Origin of the sequence: Lentzea sp. DG1S-22, assembly GCF_036321065.1 — a bacterium.
Taxonomy (GTDB): Bacteria; Actinomycetota; Actinomycetes; order Mycobacteriales; family Pseudonocardiaceae; genus Lentzea; species Lentzea jiangxiensis.
Genome location: NZ_CP143276.1, coordinates 864,210 through 890,401 on the forward strand (window position 1 = coordinate 864,210; position 26,192 = coordinate 890,401).

Annotated in this window: 24 protein-coding genes; 17 read left to right on the forward strand and 7 right to left on the reverse strand. The window is 71.7% G+C overall.

The features are described from left to right. The first annotated feature begins 28 nt into the window (after positions 1-28). From V1227_RS03920 to V1227_RS03955, 8 genes are all read left to right on the forward strand, one after another. Complete coding sequence (locus V1227_RS03920) at positions 29-220, forward strand: ferredoxin (protein WP_329791079.1); 192 nt, start codon at positions 29-31, stop codon at positions 218-220. A 78-nt stretch (positions 221-298) separates the two neighbouring features. Continuing rightward, a complete protein-coding gene (locus V1227_RS03925; protein WP_329791080.1) occupies positions 299-1,384 on the forward strand; it encodes an alcohol dehydrogenase catalytic domain-containing protein in 1,086 nt (361 codons plus the stop codon). 10 nt (positions 1,385-1,394) lie between these two features. Then, positions 1,395-2,243: an SDR family NAD(P)-dependent oxidoreductase gene (locus tag V1227_RS03930; RefSeq protein WP_329791081.1), complete on the forward strand. Its 849-nt coding sequence runs from the start codon at positions 1,395-1,397 to the stop codon at positions 2,241-2,243. A 100-nt stretch (positions 2,244-2,343) separates the two neighbouring features. Beyond that, a complete protein-coding gene (locus V1227_RS03935) occupies positions 2,344-3,756 on the forward strand; it encodes an aldehyde dehydrogenase family protein (protein WP_329793955.1) in 1,413 nt (470 codons plus the stop codon). Continuing rightward, positions 3,757-4,503, forward strand: a complete 747-nt coding sequence (locus V1227_RS03940; RefSeq protein WP_329791082.1) for a glucose 1-dehydrogenase — start codon at positions 3,757-3,759, stop codon at positions 4,501-4,503. A 53-nt stretch (positions 4,504-4,556) separates the two neighbouring features. Beyond that, complete coding sequence (locus V1227_RS03945; protein WP_329791083.1) at positions 4,557-5,675, forward strand: MalY/PatB family protein; 1,119 nt, start codon at positions 4,557-4,559, stop codon at positions 5,673-5,675. A gap of 67 nt (positions 5,676-5,742) precedes the next feature. Further along, complete coding sequence (locus V1227_RS03950) at positions 5,743-6,693, forward strand: ATP-binding cassette domain-containing protein (RefSeq protein ID WP_329791084.1); 951 nt, start codon at positions 5,743-5,745, stop codon at positions 6,691-6,693. Next, on the forward strand, positions 6,690-7,463 hold the full coding sequence (locus V1227_RS03955) for an ABC transporter permease (RefSeq protein ID WP_090096495.1): 774 nt from the start codon (positions 6,690-6,692) through the stop codon (positions 7,461-7,463). The genes V1227_RS03950 and V1227_RS03955 overlap by 4 nt, the downstream gene beginning before the upstream one ends. A 21-nt stretch (positions 7,464-7,484) precedes the next feature. Here the strand turns inward: V1227_RS03955 and V1227_RS03960 are convergent, their stop codons facing one another. The 4 genes from V1227_RS03960 to V1227_RS03975 all read right to left on the reverse strand — a co-directional run bounded on the left by V1227_RS03960 (position 7,485) and on the right by V1227_RS03975 (position 13,385). Further along, on the reverse strand, positions 7,485-10,514 hold the full coding sequence (locus tag V1227_RS03960) for a BTAD domain-containing putative transcriptional regulator (RefSeq protein WP_329791085.1): 3,030 nt from the start codon (positions 10,512-10,514) through the stop codon (positions 7,485-7,487). 30 nt (positions 10,515-10,544) lie between these two features. Beyond that, positions 10,545-11,399 carry an aminoglycoside phosphotransferase family protein gene (locus V1227_RS03965; RefSeq protein WP_329791086.1) on the reverse strand — a complete coding sequence of 285 codons (855 nt, stop codon included), beginning with the start codon at positions 11,397-11,399 and terminating at the stop codon, positions 10,545-10,547. Positions 11,400-11,466: 67 nt separating this feature from the next. Further along, positions 11,467-12,471 carry an LLM class flavin-dependent oxidoreductase gene (locus V1227_RS03970; RefSeq protein WP_329791087.1) on the reverse strand — a complete coding sequence of 335 codons (1,005 nt, stop codon included), beginning with the start codon at positions 12,469-12,471 and terminating at the stop codon, positions 11,467-11,469. Positions 12,472-12,512: 41 nt separating this feature from the next. Next, positions 12,513-13,385: a LysR substrate-binding domain-containing protein gene (locus tag V1227_RS03975; protein WP_329791088.1), complete on the reverse strand. Its 873-nt coding sequence runs from the start codon at positions 13,383-13,385 to the stop codon at positions 12,513-12,515. A gap of 76 nt (positions 13,386-13,461) precedes the next feature. Between V1227_RS03975 and V1227_RS03980 the strand changes: the two genes are divergently transcribed. From V1227_RS03980 to V1227_RS03995, 4 genes are all read left to right on the forward strand, one after another. Next, positions 13,462-14,691 carry an aspartate aminotransferase family protein gene (locus V1227_RS03980; RefSeq protein WP_329791089.1) on the forward strand — a complete coding sequence of 410 codons (1,230 nt, stop codon included), beginning with the start codon at positions 13,462-13,464 and terminating at the stop codon, positions 14,689-14,691. Positions 14,692-14,825: 134 nt separating this feature from the next. Then, positions 14,826-15,779, forward strand: a complete 954-nt coding sequence (locus V1227_RS03985; RefSeq protein WP_329791090.1) for a sensor histidine kinase — start codon at positions 14,826-14,828, stop codon at positions 15,777-15,779. Then, positions 15,776-16,402 carry a response regulator transcription factor gene (locus V1227_RS03990; protein ID WP_236223844.1) on the forward strand — a complete coding sequence of 209 codons (627 nt, stop codon included), beginning with the start codon at positions 15,776-15,778 and terminating at the stop codon, positions 16,400-16,402. The genes V1227_RS03985 and V1227_RS03990 overlap by 4 nt, the downstream gene beginning before the upstream one ends. A gap of 140 nt (positions 16,403-16,542) precedes the next feature. Further along, positions 16,543-17,655 (forward strand): glycosyltransferase 87 family protein, encoded by a 1,113-nt coding sequence (locus V1227_RS03995; protein ID WP_329791091.1) that lies wholly within the window; start codon positions 16,543-16,545, stop codon positions 17,653-17,655. A gap of 172 nt (positions 17,656-17,827) precedes the next feature. Here V1227_RS03995 and V1227_RS04000 read toward each other — a convergent pair whose 3' ends face one another. Then, a complete protein-coding gene (locus V1227_RS04000; RefSeq protein ID WP_329791092.1) occupies positions 17,828-18,370 on the reverse strand; it encodes an SMI1/KNR4 family protein in 543 nt (180 codons plus the stop codon). Positions 18,371-18,653: 283 nt separating this feature from the next. On the opposite strand from V1227_RS04000, the gene V1227_RS04005 reads away from it, so the two are divergent. Then, positions 18,654-20,978, forward strand: a complete 2,325-nt coding sequence (locus V1227_RS04005) for a DUF7617 domain-containing protein (protein ID WP_329791093.1) — start codon at positions 18,654-18,656, stop codon at positions 20,976-20,978. Here V1227_RS04005 and V1227_RS04010 read toward each other — a convergent pair. Further along, on the reverse strand, positions 20,955-22,214 hold the full coding sequence (locus V1227_RS04010; RefSeq protein WP_329791094.1) for an APC family permease: 1,260 nt from the start codon (positions 22,212-22,214) through the stop codon (positions 20,955-20,957). The genes V1227_RS04005 and V1227_RS04010 overlap by 24 nt on opposite strands. Positions 22,215-22,325: 111 nt before the next feature. On the opposite strand from V1227_RS04010, the gene V1227_RS04015 reads away from it, so the two are divergent. After that, positions 22,326-22,799, forward strand: coding sequence for an Lrp/AsnC family transcriptional regulator (locus V1227_RS04015; protein ID WP_329791095.1), 474 nt, complete (start codon positions 22,326-22,328; stop codon positions 22,797-22,799). Positions 22,800-22,806: 7 nt separating this feature from the next. On the opposite strand, the gene V1227_RS04020 is transcribed toward V1227_RS04015, so the two are convergent. Continuing rightward, on the reverse strand, positions 22,807-22,974 hold the full coding sequence (locus tag V1227_RS04020; protein ID WP_329791096.1) for a PaaX family transcriptional regulator C-terminal domain-containing protein: 168 nt from the start codon (positions 22,972-22,974) through the stop codon (positions 22,807-22,809). Positions 22,975-23,191: 217 nt separating this feature from the next. Between V1227_RS04020 and V1227_RS04025 the strand changes: the two genes are divergently transcribed. Genes V1227_RS04025 through V1227_RS04035 form a run of 3 tightly spaced genes read left to right on the forward strand, consistent with a single transcriptional unit; the run spans position 23,192 to position 26,192 of the window. Then, positions 23,192-24,259 carry a helix-turn-helix domain-containing protein gene (locus tag V1227_RS04025; protein WP_329791097.1) on the forward strand — a complete coding sequence of 356 codons (1,068 nt, stop codon included), beginning with the start codon at positions 23,192-23,194 and terminating at the stop codon, positions 24,257-24,259. Further along, positions 24,256-24,852 carry a transcriptional regulator gene (locus V1227_RS04030; RefSeq protein ID WP_329791098.1) on the forward strand — a complete coding sequence of 199 codons (597 nt, stop codon included), beginning with the start codon at positions 24,256-24,258 and terminating at the stop codon, positions 24,850-24,852. The genes V1227_RS04025 and V1227_RS04030 overlap by 4 nt, the downstream gene beginning before the upstream one ends. Then, the gene (locus tag V1227_RS04035) at positions 24,846-26,192 is read left to right on the forward strand and encodes a PEP/pyruvate-binding domain-containing protein (RefSeq protein WP_329791099.1); all 1,347 of its coding nucleotides are present in this window, start codon (positions 24,846-24,848) and stop codon (positions 26,190-26,192) included. The genes V1227_RS04030 and V1227_RS04035 overlap by 7 nt, the downstream gene beginning before the upstream one ends.

Here is a 26,192-nt window from a genome sequence, read left to right on the forward strand (position 1 = left end):
AAGTTCTACTTGCTGTCAGGAGGCCGCGATGAAGGTCGGCGTAGACCCCTCGCTGTGCGAGGCGCACGGGGAGTGCGTGTCAATCCTGCCCGAGGTGTTCGACCTCGACGACGACGAGGTTTTGCAGATCCGGGACGGTGAGCTGACGTCGGCGGAGGAGGTTCCGGCGCAGCGGGCCGTCGTCGCCTGCCCCAAAGGCGCACTGCGCCTCTCACGCTGATGGGCCTTGTCAAGAACAGGAACAGATTCTAGTGTCCGTCGAGTACGTCGACCGTGCGCTCAGCGAGGAGTGATACCGGTGAAGGCTGCCGTGCTCAACCAGGTAGGCGACGACAAGCTCGAGCTCCGCGACGACGTCACGACCACACCCGTGGGACCGCAGGAGATCCGCATCAGGATCAAGGCGTGCGGGGTCTGCCACAGCGACCTGTCCGCAATGGACGGAACCCTGCCCGCGCTGGCACCCGGTGTCGTCGGGCACGAGGGCGCCGGTGAGGTCGCGGAGGTCGGAAGCGCCGTGACCTCGCTCGCGGTCGGCGACCACGTGGCGATCACGTTCGTGCCGCCCTGCGGCAAATGCGCTCAATGCGTCACCGGTCAAGCACATCTGTGCCTCGTGCACACCATCTCCGCTTTCACGTCACCGCGGTTCGTCGTCGGGGGCAACCCGGCCTTCGGCTACGCGGGGCTCGGGGCGTTCGCCGAGGAGATGGTCGTGCCGGCGGACGCGGCGGTGAAGATCGACGACGACGTGCCGTGGGACGTCGCCGCGCTGCTGTCGTGCGGCATCCTGACCGGCGTCGGCGCCGTGCTCAACACCGCGAAGGTCGAACCGGGCTCCAGCGTCGCGGTCATCGGCTGCGGTGGTGTCGGCGTGGCGGTCGTCCAGGGCGCCCGGCTCGCGGCCGCGGCGCGGATCGTCGCGGTCGACCCCGTCGAGGAGAAGCACGAGGTGGCGCTGAAGTTCGGCGCGACGCACGCGACGTCACCCGACGGCCTCGCGGACCTGAACAACCAGCTGAACATGGGGATGGGCTTCGACTACGTGTTCGACGTCGTCGGCATCCCCGCCACGATCCGGCAGGCGTGGGACCTCACGCGGCGCGGTGGCCACACGGTCGTCGTCGGCGCGGGCCGGGCGGACGCGATGGTGTCGTTCAGCGCCCAAGAACTCTTCCTGCACGACAAGACGCTGCACGGGTCGTTCTACGGGACGGCGAACTTCCGGCGGGACGTGCCGCGCATGATCGCGTTGTGGCGGCAGGGCCGGCTCGACCTCGAGGGCATGATCTCCAAGCGGATCAAGCTGGAGGACGTGAACGAGGGCCTGCAGGCGTTGCGCGGCGGCGGATCGCTGATCCGCCAGGTCATCCTGTTCGACTAGGGAGTCTCCTGTGGACCTCGCGGGGAAGGTCGCCGTCGTCACCGGCGCCGGCGCCGGGCTCGGCCGCGCGGAAGCGCTCGAGCTCGCGCGGTCCGGTGCCTCGATCGTGCTCAACGACCTGCCGGGATCGGCAGGCGCCGCCGCGGCCGAGATCGAGGAACTGGGCGCGAAGTGCGTCGTGGTGGAAGGGGACGTGGGCGAGCGGAGCACCGCCGACGCCCTCGTCGCCGCCGCCGTGGAGCAGTTCGGCGGGCTGCACGTCGTCGTGAACAACGCGGGCGTGCTGCGCGACCGGATGCTGTTCAACATGACCGACGAGGAGTGGGACCTGGTCGTGCGGGTGCACCTGCGCGGCCACTTCCTGCTGTCGCGCAACGCCGTCGCGTTGTGGAAGCAGCAGTCCAAGGCCGCGGGCGAACCGGTCTACGCCCGGATCGTCAACACCTCGTCGGAGGCGTTCCTGCTCGGGTCCGAGGGGCAGGCCAACTACGCGGCGGCCAAGGCGGGCATCACCGCGCTGACCGTCGCGACGGCCAGGGGGACGAGCCGGTACGGCGTGCGCGCCAACGCGATCTGCCCGCGCGCCAGGACGGGGATGACCGCGCACGTGTTCGGTGAGGCGCCGGAGGGAGACGACCCGCTGGCCCCCGGACACGTCGCGAAGTTCGTGGCACACCTGGCGGGACCGTCCGCCGAGAAGATCAACGGGCAGGTCTTCGTCGTGCACGGCGGCAAGGTCGCGCTCATGGCGCCGCCGACCGTCGAGCAGGAGTTCGGCTCGTTCACCGATCTCGACGGCCACTTCGCCGACCGGGATCCGCAGAGGACTTTCGCCTGTACGGAAACGATGGCCCTGTAGGAGGAGCTGTGACGCTCACCGTCCAACCGCACCGCGAGACGCTGGGACTCAAGGACGGCCGGCTCCTCATCGGAGGCGAGTTCCGCGAGGCGGGCAGGACCTGGACCCACCGCCACCCGGCGACGGGGAGGAGGTCGGCAGCTTCGCCGTCGCGTCGGAGCAGGACGTCGACGCCGCCGTGCGCGCCGCGCGCAAGGCGTTCGACGAGGGCCCGTGGCCGCGGTCGAAGGCGGGCGAGCGCATCAAGGTCCTGCGCCGCTACGGCGATCTGCTGCGCGAGCACGCCGACGAGCTGAAAGGCCTGCAGGCGCTCGACAACGGCGTGCCGCTGTCGTTCGGCCAGATCTACGCGACCTCGGTGAGCATCGCGGCCGACATCTTCGACCACCACGCGGGCTGGATCGACAAGGCCGGCGGCCAGACCCTGCCGCCGTACCAGGGCGGCGACCACCTCGCGATGACGTTCCGCGAACCGGTCGGCGTCGTCGCGGCCATCCTGCCGTGGAACGCGCCGTTCGTGCTGTTCGCCCAGAAGCTCGCCCCCGCGCTGGCGGCGGGCTGCACGGTCGTGGTGAAACCGTCGGAGTACGCGAGCTTCTGCGTGATCCGCATGGTCGAGCTGCTGCTCGAAGCCGGCCTGCCCGGAGGTGTCGTCAACCTCGTCACCGGCCCCGGCACCCCGACCGGCGAGGCGCTGATCACCCACCCGCTGGTCGACAAGATCAGCTTCACCGGCAGCCGCGCCGTCGGCCGCCGGATCGTCGAGGCCTCCGCCGGCACGATGAAGCGCGTCTCCCTGGAGCTGGGCGGCAAGTCGCCCGCCATCGTGTTCGCCGACGCCCCCAACGTCGGTCTCGCCGCGATGACCTGCATGGGCATGGTCACCATGGGCCTGTCCGGCCAGGCGTGCGTCGCGCACACCCGCGCACTCGTGCAGCGCGACGCCCAGGAAGAGTTCATCTCGATGGCGCAGGTGCTCGCGGGCGCGGTGACGTTCGGCGACCCGTTCGACCCGGCGGTGCTCGCCAGCCCGCTGATCAACGCCAAGCAGCTCGACCGCGTCCTCGGCTACATCGAACGCGGCCAGGAGGACGGCGCCCGCCTCGTCACCGGCGGCACGAGGCTCGAGGGCGACCTCGCGTCCGGCAACTTCGTCGCCCCGACCATCTTCGCCGACGCCAGCAACGACATGGCCATCGCCCGCGACGAGATCTTCGGCCCGGTGCTGACGGTCGTGCCGTTCGACACCGAGGAAGACGCCATCCGCATCGCCAACGACACCGAGTACGGCCTGGGCGCCGGCGTCTACACCAACGACGTCCGCCGCGCGTTCCGCGTCTCGAAGTCGTTGCGCGTCGGCATGGTCGGCATCAACGGCTTCCAGCTCGAACCGCACATCCCGTTCGGCGGCTACAAGCAGTCGGGCCTCGGCCGCGAGGGCGGCCAGAGCGCCTACGAGGCCTACACCGAGCTCAAGACCGTGATGATGCCGCTGACCGACGAGATGATGTAGATGCGCCTGAACGGGAAGGTCGCCCTGATCACCGGCTCGGCGCGCGGTCAGGGCGCGGCCGCGGCACGCCGGTTCGCCGCCGAGGGCGCGCGGGTGGTCATCACCGACGTCCTCGACGAGAAGGGCAAGGAGCTGGCCGCCGAACTGGGCGCCGAGTACTGCCACCTCGACGTGTCGTCGGAGGAGTCGTGGGCCGAGGCGATCGCGTTCACCACCTCGGCGTTCGGTGACATCACGGTCCTCGTGAACAACGCGGGCGTCCTGCACTTCTCCACGCTCGCCGAGACCACGCTCGCCGACTACCGGCGGGTGGTCGACGTCAACCAGGTCGGCACGTTCCTCGGCATGCGCGCGGTCGTGCCGTCGATGAGGCGGGCGGGCGGCGGTTCGATCGTGAACGTGTCGTCCGTCGAGGGCCTCGGGGGAATGCCTTATCTGGTGGCGTACACGGCGTCGAAGTTCGCGATCCGCGGCATGACCAAGGTCGCCGCGATGGAACTGGGACAGCACGGCATCCGCGTCAACTCGGTGCACCCCGGCGCGATCGACACCCCGATGGTGAGCGAGGCGCTCGGCCGGCCGATCGACGTGTCGCCGATCGGGAAGAAGCTGGCGCTGCGGCGGATCGGGCAGCCGGAGGACGTCGCGAACGTCGTGCTGTTCCTCGCCGGCGACGAGAGCGCGTACTGCACGGGTGGCGAGTTCGTGGTGGACGGAGGGGCTACGGCGACGCACGCGCTGAGCTGATCAGCGCGCAACCGAGCGGCCGCACCCCCCGGGCTTGGCCTACGTTGGGGTGCATGCGGAACCCGTTGAGCACCCTGTCGCTGGACCGGCTGCGGCAGCGCACGAGCGTGAAGTGGCGGGAGTTCCCCGACGACGTGCTGCCGCTGTGGGTGGCCGAGATGGACGTCGACCCGGCCGAGCCGATCAAGAAGGCCCTCGTCGACGCCCTCGAACTGGGCGACACCGGCTATCCGGCCGGCACCGCCTACCAGGAGGCCCTCGCGGCGTTCGCGAAGAAGCGCTGGGACTGGGACCTGCCCGTGGACCGCACGGCTCTCGTGCCGGACGTGATGCTCGGCGCCGTCGAGCTGATCAAGCTGGTGTCCGGCCCTGGCGCTCCGGTAATCGTCAGCCCGCCGGTGTACCCGCCGTTCTACCTGTTCGTCCGCAGCGCGGGCCGTGCGGTCGTCGAGGCGCCGCTGCACGACGGGCGGCTCGACCTCGACCTGCTGGAGCGGACGTTCCGGCACGTCAACGCCGACCGCCCGGTGTACCTGCTGTGCAACCCGCAGAACCCCACCGGCACCGCCCACACCGCCGAGGAGCTGACGGCCCTCGCACGACTGGCCGAGGAGCACGGCGTTCGCGTGGTCGCCGACGAGATCCACGCCCCGCTCGTCGCCACGACCTCGAAGTTCGTGCCGTACCTGAGCGTCGACCCGCGCGGCCTGTCGCTCATGTCCGCGTCGAAGGGCTGGAACCTCGCGGCCGTGCGCGCCGCCGTCGCCATCTCGAACACCGACGAGCTCGCGGCCCTGCCCGAGGAGGTGAGCCACGGGCCGAGCCACTTCGGCACGATCGCGCACGCCGCCGCGTTGCGGGAGGGCGGCGAGTGGCTCGACGCGGTGCTGGCGGGCCTCGCCGAGAACCGGGTGCTGCTGCGGGACCTGCTCGCCGAGCACCTGCCCGAGATCGGCTACACACCCTCCGAGGCGACCTTCCTCGCCTGGCTCGACTGCCGCGCGATCAGCGACGACCCGGCGGCGTTCTTCCTCGAACGGGCGCGGGTCGCGCTGATGCCGGGCGCCGACTTCGGAAGCGGGGGAGAGGGGCACGTGCGGTTCAACCTCGGCACGTCACCCGAGATCATCACCGAGGCCGTGCGCCGGATGGCGGCCGCTGCCAGGGGCTGACAGCGCGCTGTGCGCGGTCTGCCAGCGCGGCGGCGCAGACTTCCTCGCGGAACCACAGGGAGGAACGATGGCGCTCGCGATCAGGGCAGAAGGCCTGGTCAAGCACTACGGGGAGACCAAGGCGCTGGACGGCGTCGACCTCGAGGTGCCCCAGGGGAGGGTCGTGGGGGTGCTCGGGCCGAACGGCGCGGGCAAGACCACGGCGGTGCGGGTGCTGGCGACGTTGCTGCGCCCGGACGCGGGGCACGCGACGGTCCACGGGCACGACGTCGTGAAGGACCCGCGGGCGGTCCGGTCGCTGATCGGGCTGACGGGGCAGTACGCGTCGGTGGACGAGGACCTGTCCGGCACGGAGAACCTCGTGCTGCTCGCGCGGCTGCTCGACCACTCGCGGGCGGGGGCCAGGGCGCGGGCGGCCGAGCTGCTGGAGCAGTTCGAGCTCACCGACGCCGCCGGGAGGGCCGCGAAGACGTACTCCGGCGGTATGCGCCGCCGGCTCGACCTCGCCGCCAGCCTGGTCGGCAACCCGTCCGTGCTCTACCTGGACGAACCGACCACCGGACTCGACCCGCACGCCCGCAACGAGGTGTGGGCGGTGGTGCGCAAGCTCGTCGCGAACGGCGTGACGGTCCTGCTCACCACGCAGTACCTGGAGGAGGCCGACCAGCTCGCCGACTCCATCACGGTGTTCGACCACGGCCGGGTGGTGGCCGAGGGTCGGCCGGACGAGCTGAAGCGCCGCGTGGGTGGGCAGACGCTGCAGGTGCGGCCGACGTCGCTGAGCGATCTCGACGTCGTGCACCGGATCCTCGGTGACCTGACCGGCGCGCGGCCGACGCGCCACGACGACACCGGACTGCTGACGGCGCCGGTGAACGACCCGGTGCTGCTGTCCACCCTGGTCCGCAAGCTCGACGACGCCGGGATCACCGCGGACGAACTGGCGTTGCGGCTGCCCTCGCTCGACGAGGTGTTCCTGGCGCTGACCGGCAAGCAGACCGAGGGGAGCCCGGCATGAGCACGATCGCGCTGGACCGGGGCGTGCGCCACGGCTTCTCGCTGGCCTGGCGGGGAATCCTCAAGATCCGGAAGAACCCCGAGCAGCTGATGGACGTCACGCTCGCGCCGATCATCTTCCTGGTGATGTTCACCTACCTGTTCGGCGGCGCGCTCGCCGGCAGCACCGACAGCTACCTGCAGATGCTCGTGCCGGGGATCATGGTGATGAACATCCTGCAGGCCAGCATGACCGCCGGCGTGCAGCTCAACACCGACGTGTCCAAGGGCGTGTTCGACAGGTTCCGCTCCATGCCGATCGCGCGTTCGGCGCCGTTGGTCGGGGCGGTGCTCGCGGACGTCGTGCGGTACGTCGTGTGCATCGTCGTGCTGCTCGTGGTGGCCACGATCATGGGCTTCCGGGTGCAGACCGGGCCGGTCGAGCTGCTGGTCGCGGCGGGACTGACGATCGCGTTCGGGCTGTGCTTCTGCTGGGCCTCGGTCTTCGTGGGCATGCTGCTCAAGACCCCGCAGGCCGTGCAGGGCATGATGTTCGTGCTGATCATGCCGTTGACGTTCGGCAGCAACGTGTTCGTCGGCACCGACACGATGCCGGGCTGGCTCAAGGCGTGGGCCGACATCAGCCCCGTGAGCCTTCTTTCCGACGCGCTGCGCGGCCTGCTCAACGGCGGCGCGATCGCCGGGCCGCTCACCGGCTCGCTGGTCTGGATGGTCGCCGCCGTGGCGGTCTTCTTCCCGCTGGCGACGTGGGCCTACCGCAAGCGCGTGTGAGCCGAGGGGGACGGGCGGGCTTCAGCCGGTGCTGAAGCCCGCCTCTTCGCGTATCCGCCGCAGCGCCTCGGCTTTGGTGATCGCCAGGCGTTCGGGCTCGCCCAGCTCGGCGACCAGCCGCCGCACGTCCGGGTCGCCCATGTCGAGGCGTCCTCGGATGACCTGGGCCAGGGCGAGCAACCGCGCGGCCGCACCGGCGCGGCCCTGGGAGTGCCGGACGAGCGCGAGCAGTTCGGTGACCGTCGCGAGGTCCGGCATGTCGGCGCGCTCCGACGTCGTCCCGACCGCCACCGCGGCGAACCCGGCGGCCTCGTCGAACCGGCCGTCGGCGAGGGCGATGCGCGCGTCGAGCATGGCCACCCACTCCGCGATGAACGACCCGAGCACGGTCGGCGTCGCGGCGCGCTGCCTGAACGCCGTGCTCAGCGCACGTGCCTCCTCGACCCTGCCCGCGCGCAGCCGGACCTCGGCCTTGGCGTAGTCGAGCATGGTGGACAGCTGCTCGTTGCCGACCGTCCTGACGAACTCCTCGGCGCCGGTGATCTCACGCTCTGCCGCGGCGTGGTCTCCCATCCGCGCGTACTCGACCGCGAGCCGCCACCGCTGCTGCACGGCGTCGTCCTGGGACCGCAGCTCCGTCGCGACCGCCAGCCCGCGCTCGTACAGGTCGATCGCCGCCTGGTTGTCGCCGGTGTGCGAGACGAACGCGGCCTTCATGCCGAGCGTCATCGCCGACCCCCACCGGTCACCGATGGCGGTGAACTGGTCGTACGCGCGGTCACGGGCCCGTTCGGCGCCTTCGAGGTCGCCCTCGTCGACCAGCATGAAGCTCAGCGCCCACTCCGCACCCGCCCGTGCCCACGGGTCCTCGCTCTGGGCGGCCCGCTTCACCTCGCGCCGGGCGAGCTCGAAGTTCTGGCTCAGGAAGCCGAGCATGGGCAACGCGATCGCGAGCGACGGGTACTTCTGCACGGCGCCGCTGCTGACGCAGTGCTCGATGACCGCCGCGGCCTCGGCGGCGTCCGTGACACCGGGCACCGCGGCCATGATGAGCTGCATCGCCCGGAACGTGGCGTAGCGGTCGGGCGGCAGCAGGTCGCCGAGCGCGAGCACGTCGCGCACCGACATCTCCGCGCGTTCGTTGTCGCCCTTGACGAGCCAGTACCAGAACGTGCCGCCGAGCAGGTCCGCCGCCAGTTCGACCTCGCGGTCGTCGATCGCCCCGCGCAGGGCCGCCACGACGTTGTCCTGCTCCGCCTCGTACACGTCGATCGCCTCGAGCTGGCGCGCGGTGCGGGTGAGCGGTTCCCACCGCTGGGTCAGCTCGCGGTAGTGGCGCCGGAACCGGCCGACGACCTCCGGCTTCTCGCCGGACGCGTCGAGCTGCTCGTCGGCGTAGACCCTGATGGTCTCCAGCATCCGGTACCGCGGTTCGCCCGCGATCTCGACGACGTCCACTATGGACTTCTCCACCAGGGACGTCAGCACGTACAGCGCGTCCGGCAGGCAGACCGCCTCGATCGCGGCGAGGTCGGCGCCGGCCGGGAAGACCGCGAGCCGCCGCGCGAGCCGCAGCTCCTCCTCGGTCAGCAGGTCCCAGCTCCACTCGACGACCGCGCGCAGCGTCCGCTGGCGCGGCAGCGCGGTGCGGCTGCCCGAGGTGAGCAGCCGGAACCGGTCGTCGAGGCGCTGCGTGATCTGCCGGACCGTCATCGACCGCAGCCGCGCCGCCGCGAGCTCCAGCGCGAGCGGCATGCCGTCGAGCCTGCGGCAGATCAGCCGCACATCGTCCACAGTGGACTCGTCGAGCCGGAACCCCGGTCTCACGGCGCTCGCGCGGTCGAGGAACAACCGCACCGCGCCGAAGCCGGACAGGTCCGCCTGGCCGTTCGGCACGGCGAGCGGGCCGACCGGGCACAGCGACTCGCCGTCGATGGCGAGCGGCTCGCGGCTGGTCGCCAGCACGCGGAGGTTCGGCACCCTGCGCAGCAGCTCGGTGGTGAACTCGGCCGCCGCGCCGACGAGGTGCTCGCAGTTGTCCAGCACCAGCAACGACTCCCCGGCACCGAGGACCTCGGCGATCCGGTCCATGCCCTCGCCCGCCCGCCGCCGCGGGTCGCCGGCGAACGTCACCTCGAACGCGCTGAGCACCGCACCGGCCAGGTCCTCCGCCGCCCGCACGCTCGCCAGCGCCGCGAACCACACGCGTCCCTTGCCGTGCAACGGATGCCGCGCCGCCACCTCGGTGGCGAGGCGCGTCTTGCCCGCCCCGCCGGGCCCGACCAGCGTCACGAGCCGGGACCGGCCGAGCCGCCCGGTGATCTCCGCGAGCTCGTCGTCACGCCCGACGAAGCTGGTGAGCCGCACCGGCAACCGGTCGACGACGGGCCGCGGCCCGAGCTCGCCGCGCAACGCCGCGAGGTGGACGTCCTGCAGCTCCTGCGAGGGGTCGACGCCCAGCTCGTCCGCGAGCCTGCCGCGCACCTCGGCGTAGAGGCGCAGCGCCTCGGACTGCCTGCCCTGCGCGCACAACGCCCGCATCAGCAGACCCGCCAGCCGTTCGCGCAGCGGGTGCTTCTCGTGCAACGCCGTCAGCGCGGCGACGTCCAGCTCACCGCGGTCTTCCTCGGCGGACAGCCGGGCTTGTTCGAGACGGGCGGCGGTGGGCCCGGCGAACGGCGCCTCCCGCACGTCGGCCAGCGCGTCACCCCGCCACAGCGCCAGCGCCTCGCCCGGCCGTCCGGCGGCGCGCAGCCGTTCGAACCGGAAGACGTCGACGTCCTCGGTCGCGACACCCAGCCGGTACCCGCCGGGTTCCAGCGCGACCGGGCAGACCTTGCGCAGCCGCGACACGAGCGACTGGAGGGCGTTGCCGGCGTCGGCCGGCGGCTGCTCGCCCCACAGGTCGTCGATCAGCGTCGTCGTCGGCACCGGCCGGCCGGGGTCGAGTGCGAGACGGGCCAGGAGCATGCGGACGCGGGCACCACCGATGTCCACCGGTGTGCCGTCGTCGGTCTCGACCGCCGTGGGGCCGAGCAATGCCACGCGCACAGGTCCAGCTTCCCAGATCACGTGCCGAGGTCAGGCGAGAACGCCGAGTGCGCGCTTGAGCGCGTCGGTGATCATCGTCTCGAACCCGGCGTCGGCGGTGCCGCGCGGCACCCGTTCGGTGAGCATGATCGAGTACAGGTAGGCCTGGTAGGCGGCCAGCCGGACGCGGGCCGAGTCGGTGAACTCGAAGCCGTACGACGTCAGGAAGTCCTCGTCGTCCTCGATCGTCCCGAAGAGAGCGAGCGACACGAACTCGGCGACCGGATCACCCCAGAACGCCCGCTCCCCGTCGACGAGTCCGGTCAGCCCGGTGCCGGCGAGGACGTTGCCGTCCCACAGGTCGAAGTGCACGAGCGCGGGCCGCCGCACCTCGTCGAACGCCTTGGCGTGCTTGCCCAGGTCGGCGGTCGGCAGCCGCACCCCGTACCGTTCCGCGTCGGCCAGCACGGCCTCGAACATGCCGGAGAACGCCCCGGTCCACGTGTCGTGCAGCCCGAGCTGCGGATAGCCGAACCCGGGCCCGGTCACCTCGTGCAGTGCGCGCGTCGTCTCGCCGAGCCGGCGGCGGAGCGACGGCCGGTCCAGGTCGGACCGGCCGAAAACGGGCGTGCCCGGCAGGAACGTCGTGAGGAGGAACGTGGCGTTGTCGGTGTGCACGACCTGGGGCACCGGCGCGACCGGCGAGGCGAGCGTGCAGAACATGGCCTCGGTGCGGATCAGCTGCCGTTCGTAGGTCAGGCCGGGCTGCTCACCGGGTGCTACCTTGAGCACGAACTCGCCCTCGTGCGCCGAAACCCGGTACACCGAGTTGTACGTGCCGCCGCCCAAGGGGCTGGTCCGGGCGCCGGTGAGGCCGGCGGCGGCCAGGATCCGCTCCACAGTCACTCCCGCGAATGTAGACGGGTGCGGGGCGATGGGGCGGGGAACCGCCGAGGCCGCGTGGTGGTGGGTGCTAGGCGTGCGACCAGCCCAGCTCCGGGCCGAGCTTCGTCGCGATGTCGGTGAGGATCTGCACGTAGTCCTCGTGCTCGAAGCTGAACGGCAGCGCGAACGCCACCTCGTCGACCTCCCGGAACGCCGCGTGCGCGTACAGCTGCTCGGCGATCTCCGCGGACGTGCCGATGAGGTCGCGCTCGAACATCATCCGGCGCGGCCCGAACGTCTTGCCGATGCGCCCGGCCCGTCCCTCGACGTACGCCCGGTACTTCGCGCGCTGCTCGGGCGTGGCCGAGTCGGTCGGGATCACCACGAGGCCCTGCGACACGCGCCCTCCGCCGTGCTCGCGGAACGTCCGGATGTGCGCCAGCTGGGTTTCGGCGAAGTCCTCGGAGCCCTCGGACTGGGCCACGTTGCTGGTGAGCAGGTTCAGGCCGTGCTCACCCGCCCACGTCGCCGACCGCAGGCTCCCGCCGCCGTACCAGATGCGGTCGCGCAGACCGGCGGAGTGCGGCTGCACGCGGTCCGACCAGACCTCGATGCCCTCGACGCCGCTGAACGACGCGACCTTCTCGCCGCCGACGAAGTCCAGCAGCCGCCGCACGCGGTCGTAGCCGAAGTTCTCGACGTCGGCCGTCTCCGGGTAGAGCGCCTGCTTCACGTCGTCCCAGTGCATCGGCGGGCCGACGCTGACGCCGGGGTTGAGCCGCCCGCCCGACAGCACGTCGACCGTGGCGAGGTCCTCGGCCAGGCGCAGCGGGTTCTCCCAGCCGAGCGGGATGACCGCGGTGCCGAGCTGGATGCGGCTGGTCCGCTGGGACGCCGCGGCGAGGACGGCGACCGGCGACGAGATGCCGAACTGCAGGTGCCGGTGCCGCACCCACGCGCTGTCGAACCCCAGCTGTTCGCCGAGCACGATGACGTCCAGGGTGGCCCGGTGACCGGCTCCCGGATCGTGCTCGTCGAAGAGCCCGATGGTGAGAAAACCCAGCTTCCGCAGCGGCTCTGTCTCGCGGGGCACGGAACCCTCCTCAGTCGTCTGCCCCCAGTTTAGATGACATCTCAACTAGTTCCAGATGCTGGAACCACCGCGTGCAGGGCGTCGAGCACCACGGTGATCGCGGCGCGCGAGTCGCGGCGCACGGCGGCGGTGATCCTCCGCGTCACCGGCAGTTCCTTCGCGACCACGTCGAACCGCCGGTCGACGGCGAGCGCGGGCAGCACGGCGACCGCCAGCCCGGCCTCGACGTGCTCGAGCGTCAGCATGTAGTTGCTGAACCTGCCCACGACCCTCGGCTCGAACCCCGCCTGCCGGCACAACCGGGTCGCGAGGTTCGCCATGTAGGAGCCGGGGACGTCGAACGCCCACGGCTCCTCCGCGCACGCCGCGAGGTCGTTGCGCGGCTGTCCGGGCGGCGAGAGCAGCACGATCGGGTCCTCGCCGAGCGGCACCACGTCGATGTCGCGCGGTACCGGCTGCTCCACGAAGTCCGTGGTCGTGATGATCACGTCGACCTCACCCGCCAGCAGCGCGGGCATGCTCGCGTGCGGTTCCAGCTCGATGAGCTCGACGTCGAGGTGCGGATGGCCGAGCCGCCGCACGGCGGGCACGGCGAGCGTGTGGATCGAGCTCTGGAACGCGCCGAGCCGGATGAGGCCGGACGGTTCGTCGTTCAGGCCGCGCAGCTCGGCCTCGACGGCCTCCATCTGGTCGAGGATCGACCGCGCCCGCCGCGCCAGGATCAGCCCGGCCGAGGTGAGCCGGACGCGCCGCCCGGTCCGTTCGATCAATTGCGTGCGCGTCTCGCTCTCGAGCACCGCGAGCTGCTGCGACACACTCGAAGCACTCAGGTTCGCGGCCTGCGCCACGGCCCGCACGGTGCCCAGCGCGTCGAGCTGGCTGAGCAGGCGCAGGCGCCACGGGTTGAGCGTCATGCTGTGCAGTATTTCCGAACAGCGAGCGTGGAATCGTGAGATGGACCTGATGCTCGGAGCGTCCTAGCGTTTCCGCATGGACAACTTCTGGGACGACGTCGACCGCCACCTCGTCCGCTACGGCGGCACGTTCACGCGCGAGATCATCGACAGCGCGTCGGGGAGCTTCCTCTTCACCGAGGACGGCCGCCGCGTCCTGGACTTCACGTCCGGGCAGATGAGCGGGATCCTCGGCCACTCGCACCCGCGCGTCGTCGAGACGGTGCGGCGCCAGATCGCGAACCTCGACCACCTGTTCAGCGGCATGCTCAGCCGCCCGGTGGTGGACCTGGCGCGGCGCCTGGCGGAGACGCTGCCCCCGTCGCTGTCCAAGGTGCAGCTGCTCACCACGGGAGCCGAGTCGAACGAGGCCGCGCTGCGCATGGCCAAGCTCGTGACCGGCAAGCACGAGGTGGTGGCGTTCGCGAGGTCGTGGCACGGCATGACCGCCGCCGCGGCCGCCGCGACCTACAGCGCGGGCCGCAAGGGCTACGGCCCCGCCGCGCCCGGCAACTTCGCGATCCCGGCGCCGTCCGCCGGTGACTGGCAGGCGCGGCTGGACCTGGCGTTCGACCTGGTCGACGCCCAGTCCGTCGGCTCGCTGGCCGCTTGCATCGTCGAACCGATCCTCTCCTCCGGCGGCATCCTGGAACCACCGCCGGGCTACTTCGCCGCGCTGCAGCGGAAGTGCCGCGAGCGCGGGATGCTGCTGATCTTCGACGAGGCCCAGACCGGACTGTGCCGCACCGGCACCTGGTACGCGTTCGAGCGCGACGGCGTGGTGCCCGACATCCTGACGCTGTCGAAGACCCTGGGCGCCGGCCTGCCGCTGGCCGCCGTGGTCACCTCCGCCGAAATCGAGGCCGAGGCGCACGCCCGCAACTACCTGTTCTTCACCACGCACGTGTCGGACCCGCTCGTGGCCGCCGTCGGCAACACGGTGCTGGACGTGCTGATCGAGGAACGGCTGGACGAGCGGGCCGCGAAGCTCGGCGCGGTCCTGCGCAACGGCCTGACCGACATCGCCTCCCGCCACCCGCTGGTCACCGACGTGCGCGGACGCGGCCTGCTCGTCGGACTGGAGATCGCGGACGAGTCGCTGTCCGCGCCGATCACCCAGAGGTGCCTGGAGCTGGGCCTGCACATGAACATCGTGCAGATGCCGGGGATGGGCGGGGTGTTCCGGATCGCGCCGCCGCTGACGGCCACGGAGGAGGAGCTGGCGCTCGGCGTGAGCATCCTGGACGAGGCCATCGGCTCCTTCTGACCACATGGCCACCCGGCCTCGGTCAGCCAGCCGAGGCCGGGTGGCACCCGTGCTCCTACGATCGGCCGGGTGGGGGACTTCGCCGCAGATCACTGCTCATCGCCACCGCGGTCCTGTGCGTCAGCGGCTTCGTGGTGACCGGGCGGATCATCGGCTTCGAACGGGCGGTGCTGCTGCGCAGCAGCCAGGGCGTGGGCGCGGACACCTTCGTCGACCACCCGGTCTACGCGATGGTCGAAGGCGCCGTCGTGCTGGTCGTGGTGTTCCTGCACGCGTGGCGAACACGTCCGACCGTGGCCGTGCTCTCGATCGCGGCACTCCTGGTCGTCTTCGAGCACGCCGCGTTCTACCGTCCGCACACCATGCTCAGCCGTGCGGACTCCGTTCAGCTGATGCTGATCCTGAGCGCCATCATGGTCGCGGGCGGGATGCTGCTGCGCTTGCGGGAACGGTCGCGCGAGGCGCTCGCGGCGGCCGCGGAGGAACGGGCGCGCCGCGACGAACGCCTCGACATGGCCCGCGAGCTGCACGACGTGGTGGCGCACCACGTCACGGGCATGCTGGTGCAGGCGCAGGCCGCACTGGTGGTGGCGGAACAGGACAAGGACCAGGCGTGCGCGATGATCCCGGGCATCGTGGAGGGCGGCACGGAGGCGCTGGGGGCGATGAGCGCGATGGTCAGGACGTTGCGGGACAACGGCGCCGCGACCGCGACCACCGACCTCACGGCCGACCTGCACCGGCTCGCCGAGAGGTCGGGGCTGCCGGTGCGCACGACCGTCGAGCTGACCGAGGACGTGCGGCCGGAGCTGGGGCGGTCGGTGCTGCGGCTGGTGCAGGAGGCGTTGACCAACGTGCGCAAGCACGCCTTCGACGCCACGAGGGTGGAGGTGGACGTGCGGCTCGGCGCGAGCGCGGTGCAACTGTCCGTTGTGGACAACGGACGCGCGCGACCGGCGCACTCGGGCGGGTTCGGGCTCGTGGGCATGCGTGAACGCGTGCACGAGCTGGGCGGGCGGTTCTTCGCGGGCCCGACCGGGGAGGGCTGGCTCGTCACCGCCGAGCTGCCGCTGGAGGTGCGCGCGTGATCTCCGTGCTCATCGCCGAGGACCAGGACATGGTGCGGGCCGGGTTCCGGCTGATCCTCGAGGCCCAGCCGGACATCAGCGTCGTCGCCGACGTCCCGGACGGGGTCAGCGCCGTGCAGCGCGCCCGTGAGCTGGAGCCGCAGGTGTGCCTGGTCGACGTGCGGATGCCGGGCCTCGACGGCCTGGAGGTCACCCGCCGGCTCGCGCCGCACACCCGCGTCGTCGTGGTCACGACGTTCGACAGCGACGAGGTGCTGGACAAGGCGCTGGACCTCGGCGCGTGCGGGTTCCTCACCAAGGACGCGAGCCCCGGCCTGCTCGCCGAGGCCGTCAGATCGGCCGCGCGAGGCGACGTTCTCGTGTCGCCCCAGGTGGTGCTGCGCGTGCTGCGGCGTTCGGTGCCGCCCGTGCCGAACGCCGACGCCGGCGTGCTGAACCCGCGCGAGCTGGACGTGGTGCGGCACGTCGCACAAGGCCTGAGCAACAACGAGATCGCCGCGGCGATGAAGGTCTCCGTGTCGTCGGTCAAGGCCTACCTCGCCTCGGTGCAGACCAAGGTCGGCGCCCGCAACCGCGTGGAGATCGTCGCGTGGGCCTTCCGCGCGCACGTGGTGGCCACCTGACCATGACCGTCCGGCCAGTCCGGGCGTCGCGGCTGCCCCTCCGGCCATGATCTCGCGGCTGCCGGGCCGATCCGCCCGCACGTCCGCGCGCACCAGGCTCGTCCACATCGGATTCCGTTGTGGACGAAGGGTTCTGGCCTGTGAACGACGTGCTCGCGCGCCGCCTCTGGGGTGCCGTGGTGGCCGGTCTGCTCGCCTGGGTGGTCGTGCGGAGCTTCGGCAGCGGTGTCCTGGACCTGCGCGTGTACCTCGCGGGCGGTGAGGCGTGGCGTGCGGGCACCGACCTCTACACCGCCGATTTCCACGGTCCGAAGGGACTCCCGTTCACCTACCCGCCGTTCGCGGCACTGCTGTTCAGCGGCCTCTCCCCGTTGCCGCTGCAACTTTCGGCCCTGCTGTTCACCGCCGCCGCCATCGCACTGTTCACCGCGGCCTGCCACACCGCCGCGCCGTCCGGCTTCGGCCTCGCCGCGCTGTGCCTGCTGCTCGAACCCGTCCGCATCAGCCTGGACCTCGGCCAGGTCAACCTGGTCCTGCTCGGCCTGGTCGCCGCCGACTGCCTCCTGCCGCGCACGCCGTGGCCGCGCGGCCTGCTCGTCGGCCTCGCCGCCGCGATCAAGCTGACGCCTTTGGTCTTCCTGCTGTTCTTCCTGTCCCGCAAGCGGTGGCGGCCCGCGCTGACCGCCGTGGCGGCGTTCTCGTCGTGCGGCCTGCTCGGCTGGCTGCTCGCACCGGAGCAGTCCGAGCGGTTCTGGTTGCACGCGGTGCTCGACCCCGGCCGCGTGGGCGGACTCGGCTTCACCGCGAACCAGTCGTTGCGCGGCCTGCTGTTCCGCCTCGGTCTCCCGGAGGTGGTGTGGCTCGTGGCAGCGCCGGCAGTGCTCGCTTTCGCCGTGGCGGTGCTGCCGAGGCTGCGCGACGACCTCACCGCCCTCGTCGCGGTCGCGGTGACGGGCCTGCTCGTCTCGCCGGTGTCCTGGTCGCACCACTGGGTGTGGATCGCACCCGCACTGGTGCTGCTGCGCGGCCACCTCCGCACCGCCATCGTGGCGGTGTTCGCCGTCGGCCCGCACTGGTTGCTGCCGAGCGCCGGCGACCGCGAACTGGCCTGGACCTGGTGGCAGCACCTCGCCGGCAACACCTACGTGTGGCTGGGACTCGCGTTCCTCTGCTGGTGCGCCGGCAGCTTGCCGATCAGCGCACGGGTCAGGCGCCGGATGTCGGCCTCCTCGTGGCCGAAGTCCGAGAGGTAGTGGCGCAACGCGTGCCGGAGGAGCACCAGTTCCTCCTGGGTCAGCTCCAGGGTCGTCGTAGTACCCATGGACCCATGTTAGGCCTGCTCACGGCGTTCTGCGCGCCAGAGCGAAGGTGAAGGAGCGCGGACCGCAGGGGAACCGGTCCTGGTCCCGGTTCCCCGCGTGGTCCTCAGCGGCACCAGGACTGCACGGTCTCCTCGAAGTCCGGGAACTCGGCCCGCGCCTTGGCGAGCACCTCGGTGGGCGTCCGCGGCTCGACCCCGGAGTGCTCCTCCGCGATCGCGCGGAGCTCCGGGTGGGGCACGCCGCTGTCCGTCCCGAACTCGACGGCCTCCTGCGGCCCGACCCCGCCCGCGAGCAACCACAGGAACTCGCCCAGGTTCGCCGCGACGGGCCCGACCTCGCCCTCGGAACCGAAGAACACCACGGGCTGCTCGGTCAACGGCCCCTCCCGCACCAGCCACAGCACGGCCATGCCACCGGTGCCGTCCTTGCCGAAGAGCCGGAACCGGTCGCCGTCGAGCTCCTGGTTCCCGGTCCACGCCCGGATCCAGTCGGTCGTGTCCTCGGCCGACGCGAACTCGTCGTACGGCTCGTAGTCGATGTTGGTCGGCGCCGGCCCGTCGCCCTCCTCGTCGTGGTCCCAGGGGAACTCGACGCCGCTCAGGGCGGTCAACACGGCGGGGAAGGCGCGGTCGTCAGTGATCTCCACGCGCGCACGCTACTTCACGGGTCGCGCGTGGACGGAACGTCAGTCCGGGAGAGGGGGAATGGGGAGATCAGGGTTGTTGATCGGCACATTCGCGCGTTCAGGTGAAACTCCATTCGGGACCGATGTGGAATGTCTTGCCAGGTCACGTGTTCCGCGAGGAATGGCTGCTCTGATGGTGCGGACATCCGTCGCACGCGGGTGACGGCGGTTCGACCGGTCGGCGGGGCCCCTAACGTCGGCGGCCTGTTCCCGAACCGCATCCGCCCCAGAAGGGATACTGCCCGTGCGAAGACGCTTGCCGGCGATGGCGCTGGCGACGGTGCTCGCCGGTAGCGCGCTCACCGCCGCCCTCCCCGTTGCTGCCCAGCCATCCGTTTCGACGCTCACCAAGTCCGTCCAGGGCGTGGCCGACCCCGCCGCCCACGGGGACGTCGCCACCTGGGTCGTGTCGTACTCCAGCGGTGCCAACGGTGCCGCGACCATCACCGACACCATCGGCGCCGGCCAGACGCTCGTGTCCGGCTCGCTGCGGGTGCCGCCGGGCTGGACCGGCACCGAGGGCAACCCCGTCAGCGCCACGAACCCGAACGTGCGCAACGGCGGCACCGCCCTCTCGAGCCTGCTCACCCCGCCCGTGCAGGCCAGCGCGAGCAGCACCGGCGGTGACGGCTTCACCCCGATCCTGCACCGGACGCCGGACGGGCGCCTGCAGGCGTGGAACGTCTACCACCACGTGGCCGAGGCCGGTCCCAAGCTCGTCTGCACCGACCTCACCACCAGCGCCCTCTGCGCCGGCGGTCCGTGGCCGAAACCGCTGAACACGGCCCCCGGCCCGTTCGGCGCGGGCAACACCGGGGACATCGCGAGTCCCCTCGAACCCCAGTACGTCCGCGACCCGGCCAACGCCGCCAGGGTCTACTACTCCGCCACCACCGCCTCCTCGATCGGTGTGGCCTGCCTCGACCTCGCGGCGCCCGGCAACTGCGGGTACTGGCCGCTGATGCCGCGCTCCGGGGCGACGTTCGAGATGGCCGGGCTCGTCGAGACCGGCGGGAACCTTTACGGCGTAGCGACTTCCGGGCACGTCGTGTGCTGGACGATCGCGACCCAGAGCGCCTGCGCGGGCCAGCCGTACGCGCCGGTCGTGCCGCCGACCAACCACGGCGGCTACTACCTCGGTGCGCTGGCGGTGGCCGGGGGCAAGCTGTTCGCGTCGTCCTCGCAGCAGGGCGCCAGGGCACCCGCGCTCGGCTGCTTCGACCCCGCCACCGCGGCCGCGTGCGCGGGCTGGCCCGCCCCGAAACCGCTGGGGCCGTTCGGGAACTTCAGCTACAACGCCTACACCGCCTACAGCACGACGGGTGCGGAGGTCGGCGCGTGCTCGAGCACGACCGGCGGCCTGAACGTCACCACCTGCTACGCGATCGACGGGTCCCCGCTGCCCGCACCGTCGGCGCCCGCCGGGCTGGAGTCCAACGTCATCTCGTTCAACCCCGAGGTGATCCGCACCGGTGACCGCGTGCGCAGCTACATCGGCATCTGGGGCGGCCCGTACTCGGGTGCCGCGGTGTGCCACGACTGGAGCACCGGGGCGTCGTGCGCCGGTCTGCCGTCGCGCATCACCCACCCGACCGTGAACGGTGGCGACACGAGGGATTACGGCTACGCCCACGACGCGCCCACCGGGTGCCTGATCGGCCTCGGAGACGCCGGCGTGCTGTTCTCGATGGATCCTGACACGGGGGCGTCGCCGTGCGTACGCAGTGGCGCCTCCGTGTCGCTCAACCCGTCGCAGTTCTACTGCGACGGCAAACCGCACAACGTCACCTACGGCAAGGCGCGGCTCACCGGTGTGACACCGGCGAACGTGAACTTCGGCGCGTCGACGGTCAAGGTCGCCGACCAGGGCGGGAACCCGGTCAGCACACCGGGTTTCGCGCCGGACGGCACCGTCGACCTGACCGGGGTCTCCGCCGCCTCGCTGACCGTGACGGCGTCGATCGTGCTGAACAACGCGTCCGACTTCGGCGGCGGCAACCAGCCGGCGCTGGTCGTGGAGTTCACCGGTGACGCACCGCAGATCTGCTTCCGCACCACCATCTCCGCGGAGTGCTCGGTCACGTCCGTCGCCAACGCCGCCGGCGGCACCGACGCGACCGGCGGGTTCACCTCCAACACCGTGACGCGGCAGGTCGCACCCGGTGCGTCGTGCCTGCCGAACGTGGTGGTGAACAAGGAGATCTGCGGCTCGCACACCCCCGCCAACTGCAAGGCGGGCGGTTCAGGACCGTGGGTGAAGCAAGCACCCGTGGGCGTGCTCGGACTGTTGCACGCCACCGCGTACTGGCGGATCACCGTGACCAACAACGGCCCGATCGCCGTCACCGACGCCTACGTGCTCGACGACGTGGAACCGTCCTGCCACACCGGCCCGTTCTCGCTGCAACCGGGTGAGTCGAAGCAGGTGCACTGCTCGACCTACGCGTTGCTCTCGCTCTTCCCCCTGGTCAACGAGGCGAAGGCGAAGTACACGCCGGTGAACGGCACGAGGCTCTACACCACCTGGTCGTCCGCCAAGGCCTGTTCACTGCTCTGCGCGCTGAACTGACCTCCGCGGACTCGCCGCGGCCGGGCTGGAACCACCACCAGCCCGGCCGCCCCGGGCGGCCATCGCCACCAGTGCCACCACGACCGCGGGAACGGCGGCGGCACCGGTGAAGGCCAGCACCACCAGCACGACCACGAACGCGGCCGCCGCGGCGACGCGCACCCCGCCGTCCAGCAGCCGCCACGCCGCCGCCGTGCACCCGAGGTACACCACCAGGAACAACGCGCTGGGAACGGTCACCAGTGACTCGAGCTCCAGCACCCCGCCGGCGAGCAGGCCGATCAGCACGCCGCCGGAGGCGAGGATCGCGAGGTTCAGCCACCGGGGCGGCGTGTCCGCGTCGTCGTGGGGCTTCGTCAGGGTGCGCGCCAGGTTCGCGGCACCGGAGACGTAGGCGTTGATCGTGCCCATCGTGAGGACGACCGCGCACACCGACGCCAGCACCACACCGGCCGGGCCGACGGCGAGCACCAGCAGTTTCGCGACCGGCGTGGAACTCCCCGCCCGCGGCCCCAGCGCCGCCACGGTCACCGCCGCCAGCGACAGGTAGAGCACGCTGGTGACGACGAGCGTGATGGCGACGATCCTCGGCAGCTGCCGGCGCGGGTCCGCGAGCCTCGCCGTGAGCGGTGCGGCGGCCTCCCAGCCGACGAACGACAGCATCAGCGGCGCCGCGGCCGTCCCGATCGCGGCCCACCCGTGCGGTGCGAAGGGCGTCCAGTTCGCGGCCTCGGCGCCGGTCGCCCCGCCGACGATGCTGATCGCGACCACCACGAGGAGCAGCACCACGAGTCCGAACTGGACGGTCGACGACGTCCGCAGGCCGCGGGACGTGATCGCGAGGACCGCCACCAGGATCGCGGCGGCGAGGAGGCAGGCGGTGACGCGGCCGACGCCGGCGAGCTCGGCGACGTAGCCGCCGCCGATCACGCAGACGATCGGGGCACCCGCGACGATCCCGGCGAGGAAGCACCACGACGTCGCCGCCGAAGCCCGGCGGCCGAGCCCCAGCGCCACGTAACCCCGGACCCCGTCCGCGGACGGCAGCCGGATGCCCAGCGCGGCGAAGACCCAGCCCAGCAGACCGGAGAGCACCAGCAGCGCCGCCCAGGTCACGACGGACGCCGGACCGGCCAGGGCGGCGGTCAGCCCCGGCAGCATCAGCAGGCCGGGACCGAGCAGGGCGCCGACGTACATCGCCGAGCCGCGGGCCACGGACAGGGGAGAGGAGGACATGGGCGAATTCTGTGGCGCGGAGCATGACAGCCGCTGCGAAGTTCAAGCGCCTGAAACTGGTTGTGTGCAACTCAGTTGTGCAGAATCTCGGAACAGTCAAATATTCTGCACATGGAAAGGTTCGACGCCGTCGACAGGGCGATCCTGCGGAGGCTCCAGACCGACGGCCGGGTGCCGAACAACGAGCTGGCCGAAGCCGTGCGCCTCTCGCCGTCCGCCTGCCTGCGCCGCGTCCGCGCACTGGAGAGCGCCGGGATCATCGCGGGCTACCGGGCCGAGCTCGACCGGGCGAAGGCGGGCCTCGGCCTCACGGTGTTCCTGGAGCTCAAGGTGACCGGCCACTCCGCCGAGGCGGCGCGCGAGGTGGAGGAGGCGTTGCTGGCGATCCCGGCGGTGGTGGCGTGCCACCTCGTCACGGGCTCCGCCGACTTCTTCGTCGAGGGCGTGCTGCCCGACCTGCCGTCCTACGAGCCGTTGCTGCTCGAGCACGTGCTGGCGATCCCCGTCGTGGTCGACGTGCGCAGCTCGTTCGCGATCCGGACGATGCGCTCGCGCGGCCCGCTGCCGGTCGACCACCTGAGGTGAGCGGGCGTCACGGCCGCCTGATCACGGCCGGCGCGTGCTCGCGGGCCGGGGCGCTCAGCCGGGTGTTCAGCTCTTCGAACAGCGCCTCGGCCGTCACCCCGTTCCAGCCGGGCGGCAGCAGCGACAGGGGCAGGCCGCGATCGCTGTAGGGCAGGCGCCGCCACTGGGTCAGCATCGGCACAACATTCCGGCGAAGAGCGGTTGTAGGAATGTCAACATTCCGACAAGCGGCTCGCCACGCTCCAACGGCACGTGACACCAGCTGAGGCGCTAAGCGTCACCACTTCCGCCCTCCCGCACCTCCAGCGGCCGCCTGCCGAGCAACCCATCTCAGACGTTCATGTAATCTGGATGATGTCATCATCTGAAATCGGCGTCCGAGAGGAGCGGCCATGGTCCGGCTGACCAGAGCACAGCAGCAGGCGCGCACGCGTGCCGCTGTGCTGGCCGCGGCGAGGGAGGAGTTCGCCGAGCGTGGCTTCGTGCAGGCGAAGGTCGACCGGATCGCCGAGCGGGCTGAACTCACGCGCGGGGCGGTGTACTCCAACTTCCCGAGCAAGCGCGCGCTGTACCTGGCGGTGCTGATCGACCTGATCGAGAGGTCGGCGGAGGGGGAGCCGCGGGCGACGGTCTCGCCATCATCGCGGCTGGACGCACTGGGTGTGTTCGCCAGGGTGTGGTTGGAGCGGTTGCCGCTCACCGCCGGCACGTTGTCCGGCGGGCGGCTGCAGTTGCGGTCACTCGACGGCGTCCTCGACGACGAGCACGGGCCTGCCGTGCTCGCGCAGGTGGCGCGGCTGGAGGCGTTGTTGCTGGCCGTCGCGCTCGAACGGGGTGCGCCGTACCGGCATGTGCGGCTGGCCGAGTTGGCGTTGACGCTGCTCGACGGCGCCGGTCACCGGGCGGAGACGGCGCCGGGCTTCGGTGACCCGTTCGACGTTGCGCTCGCGTGCCGGCACCTGGCCACCCTCGACCTCACGGACACGTGGTCGCCGCCGCACCTGCCGTACGTCGCTCCGGCGCGCACGTGCAACGACGAGTGGACCGCGCCCACGGGGCTTGTCGACCAGATCAGTGGCGCCGGGGTCGACTTCGAAGACGGGCTCGTCGTCGTGCTCGGTGCGAACCGGCTGGGTGCCGCCGAAGAGAGCGTCAGGTCAGGCAAGCAGGTCACGCTCGTGGTCGTGACGAGCGCTCCGGAGGAGACCGGCCGCCTCGTGCGCCTCAAGGTGACCGACGCCGTGAGCTGCCTGCGGAGGGTGTTCGCCGCTGAGGCCTTCGCCCGGGTCCGCCTGGTGCTCGACGACGAGGCGGTGGTCGCGGCGGCCCTCGGGATCGCCGACGCCGGTGACGACACCGAGGCCGCGGTCGAGGTCCGGAACGGTGCCGTCACCGCTCGGGCGCTGGGCCGGGGGGCGGGGCACGCGGTGGGTGTGCGCAGGCGGGAGGCCATGCCGTGAGCCACGACCTGCTGGTGTTGCACGCCTTGCGCTGCGTGGGCGCGGCCGGGCTGGCGCGCGTCGCGTCGTTCACGGGGCTGTCCGAGGCCGAGGTGGAGTCCGAGCTGATCGGCCTGGCCGTCGCCGGTCTCGTCACGCACCACCGGGAGTTCGGCGGCTGGGCGCTCACCGGGGCCGGGAAGGCGGCCGACCTCGAACGGACCACCGCGGAGCTGGACGCCGCCGGCACGCGGCGGGAGCTCGCGGAGGCGTTCGACGACTTCCTCGTGCTCAACCCGGAGCTGCTCGACCTGTGCACGGCGTGGCAGATCCGGTCCACCGACGGCACCCTCAACGACCACGGCGACGCCACCTACGACGCCCGCGTCCTCGGGCTCTTCGAGGACTTCCACGGCCGTGCGGTGAAGGTCATCGCGGCGCTGTCCACCGCCCTTTCCCGGTTCGGGCGCTACGAGGACAGGCTCGCGCGGGCCCTCGGCCGGGCGCGGGCCGGGGAGCTCGGGTACGTGGCCGACGAGATCGGGTCGTTCCACTCCGTGTGGGCGGAGCTGCACGAGGACCTGCTGGCCACGCTCGGGATCCAGCGGTGGTGAGCCGCGACGCGCCGCGGTGGGTGAGGCGGCTGTCCGCGGACCTCGACGAACCGCCCGAGGTGATCGGCGGCAAGGCGCACGGGCTGGTCGTGCTGCACCGGCTCGGGCTGCCGGTGCCCGCCGGGTTCGTCGTCACCACGGCGGCGTGCCGGGCGTTCCTGCGCGACGGCCGGCTGCCGGACGGGCTCCGCGACGAACTCGCTGCCGCGACGCTGCCGCCGGTGGTGTCGGTGAGATCCGGGGCCGCGGTGTCGATGCCCGGCATGATGGACACGGTCCTCAACCTGCGCCCGGCTCCCGACGCGCTCGAGGACGCGCTGCAAGCGGTGTTCTCCTCGTGGAACACGCCCAGGGCACGCACCTACCGCACCCTGAACGGCATCCCGCACGACCTCGGCACCGCCGTGGTGGTGCAGCAGATGGTGTTCGGCGACCGGGACGAGCGCAGCGGCTCCGGTGTCGCGTTCAGCCGGGACCCGAACAGCGGCGAGGACGTGCCGTTCGGTGAAGTCCTCTTCGGACAGCAGGGTGACGCCGTCGTCTCCGGCCGGTCGCTGACGCTGCCGCTGGAGGCGCTGGCGGAACGAGAACCGTTGGTGTGGCGGGGTTTGCGCGACGCGTTCGGCAGGATCGAGCAGCACTACCGCGACGCCTGCTACGTCGAGTTCACGTTCGAGTCCGGTGTGCTGTGGCTGTTGCAGGTGCGGCGGGGCAGGTTCGGCGGGGCGGCCGCCGTGCGCGTCGCCACCGATCTCGCCGACGAAGGCGCGATCGACCGGGGAGAAGCACTGCTGCGGGTGTCGGCGCAGCACCTCGCACACGTCCGCACGCCCCGGATCGCACCCGGCGCGGAGGTCCTCGCCCGAGGCCTGGGCGTGTGCCCCGGCGTGGCGGCCGGGCGGGTGGCGCTCACCGCCGACGCGGCGGTGCGGATGGCCGCGGACGGGCCGGTGGTGCTCGTGCGGCCCGAGACGTCACCGGAGGACATCCGCGGGCTGGCGGCGGCGACCGGCATCGTCACGGCACGGGGCGGGCCCGCCAGCCACGCCGCCGTGGTCGCGCGGTCGATGGGCAAACCCGCTGTCGTGGGTGTCACCGACCTCGTCGTCGGTACCCACTCGGTCTCGCTGCGCGGGCACGAGGTCGGCGCCGGCGCGGTCATCGGCCTCGACGGGACGGGCGGTGAGGTCGTCCTCGGCACACCGCGCGTGGTCACTGGGGCGGCGGACGCGCACCTGGGCCGCCTGCTGGAGTGGGCAGACGAGGTGTCCGGTGACCGCTCGGAGCGCGACGAGGCCGCGCGGCTCGAAGCAGCACACGCGGTGCTCCGCCGGCGATGA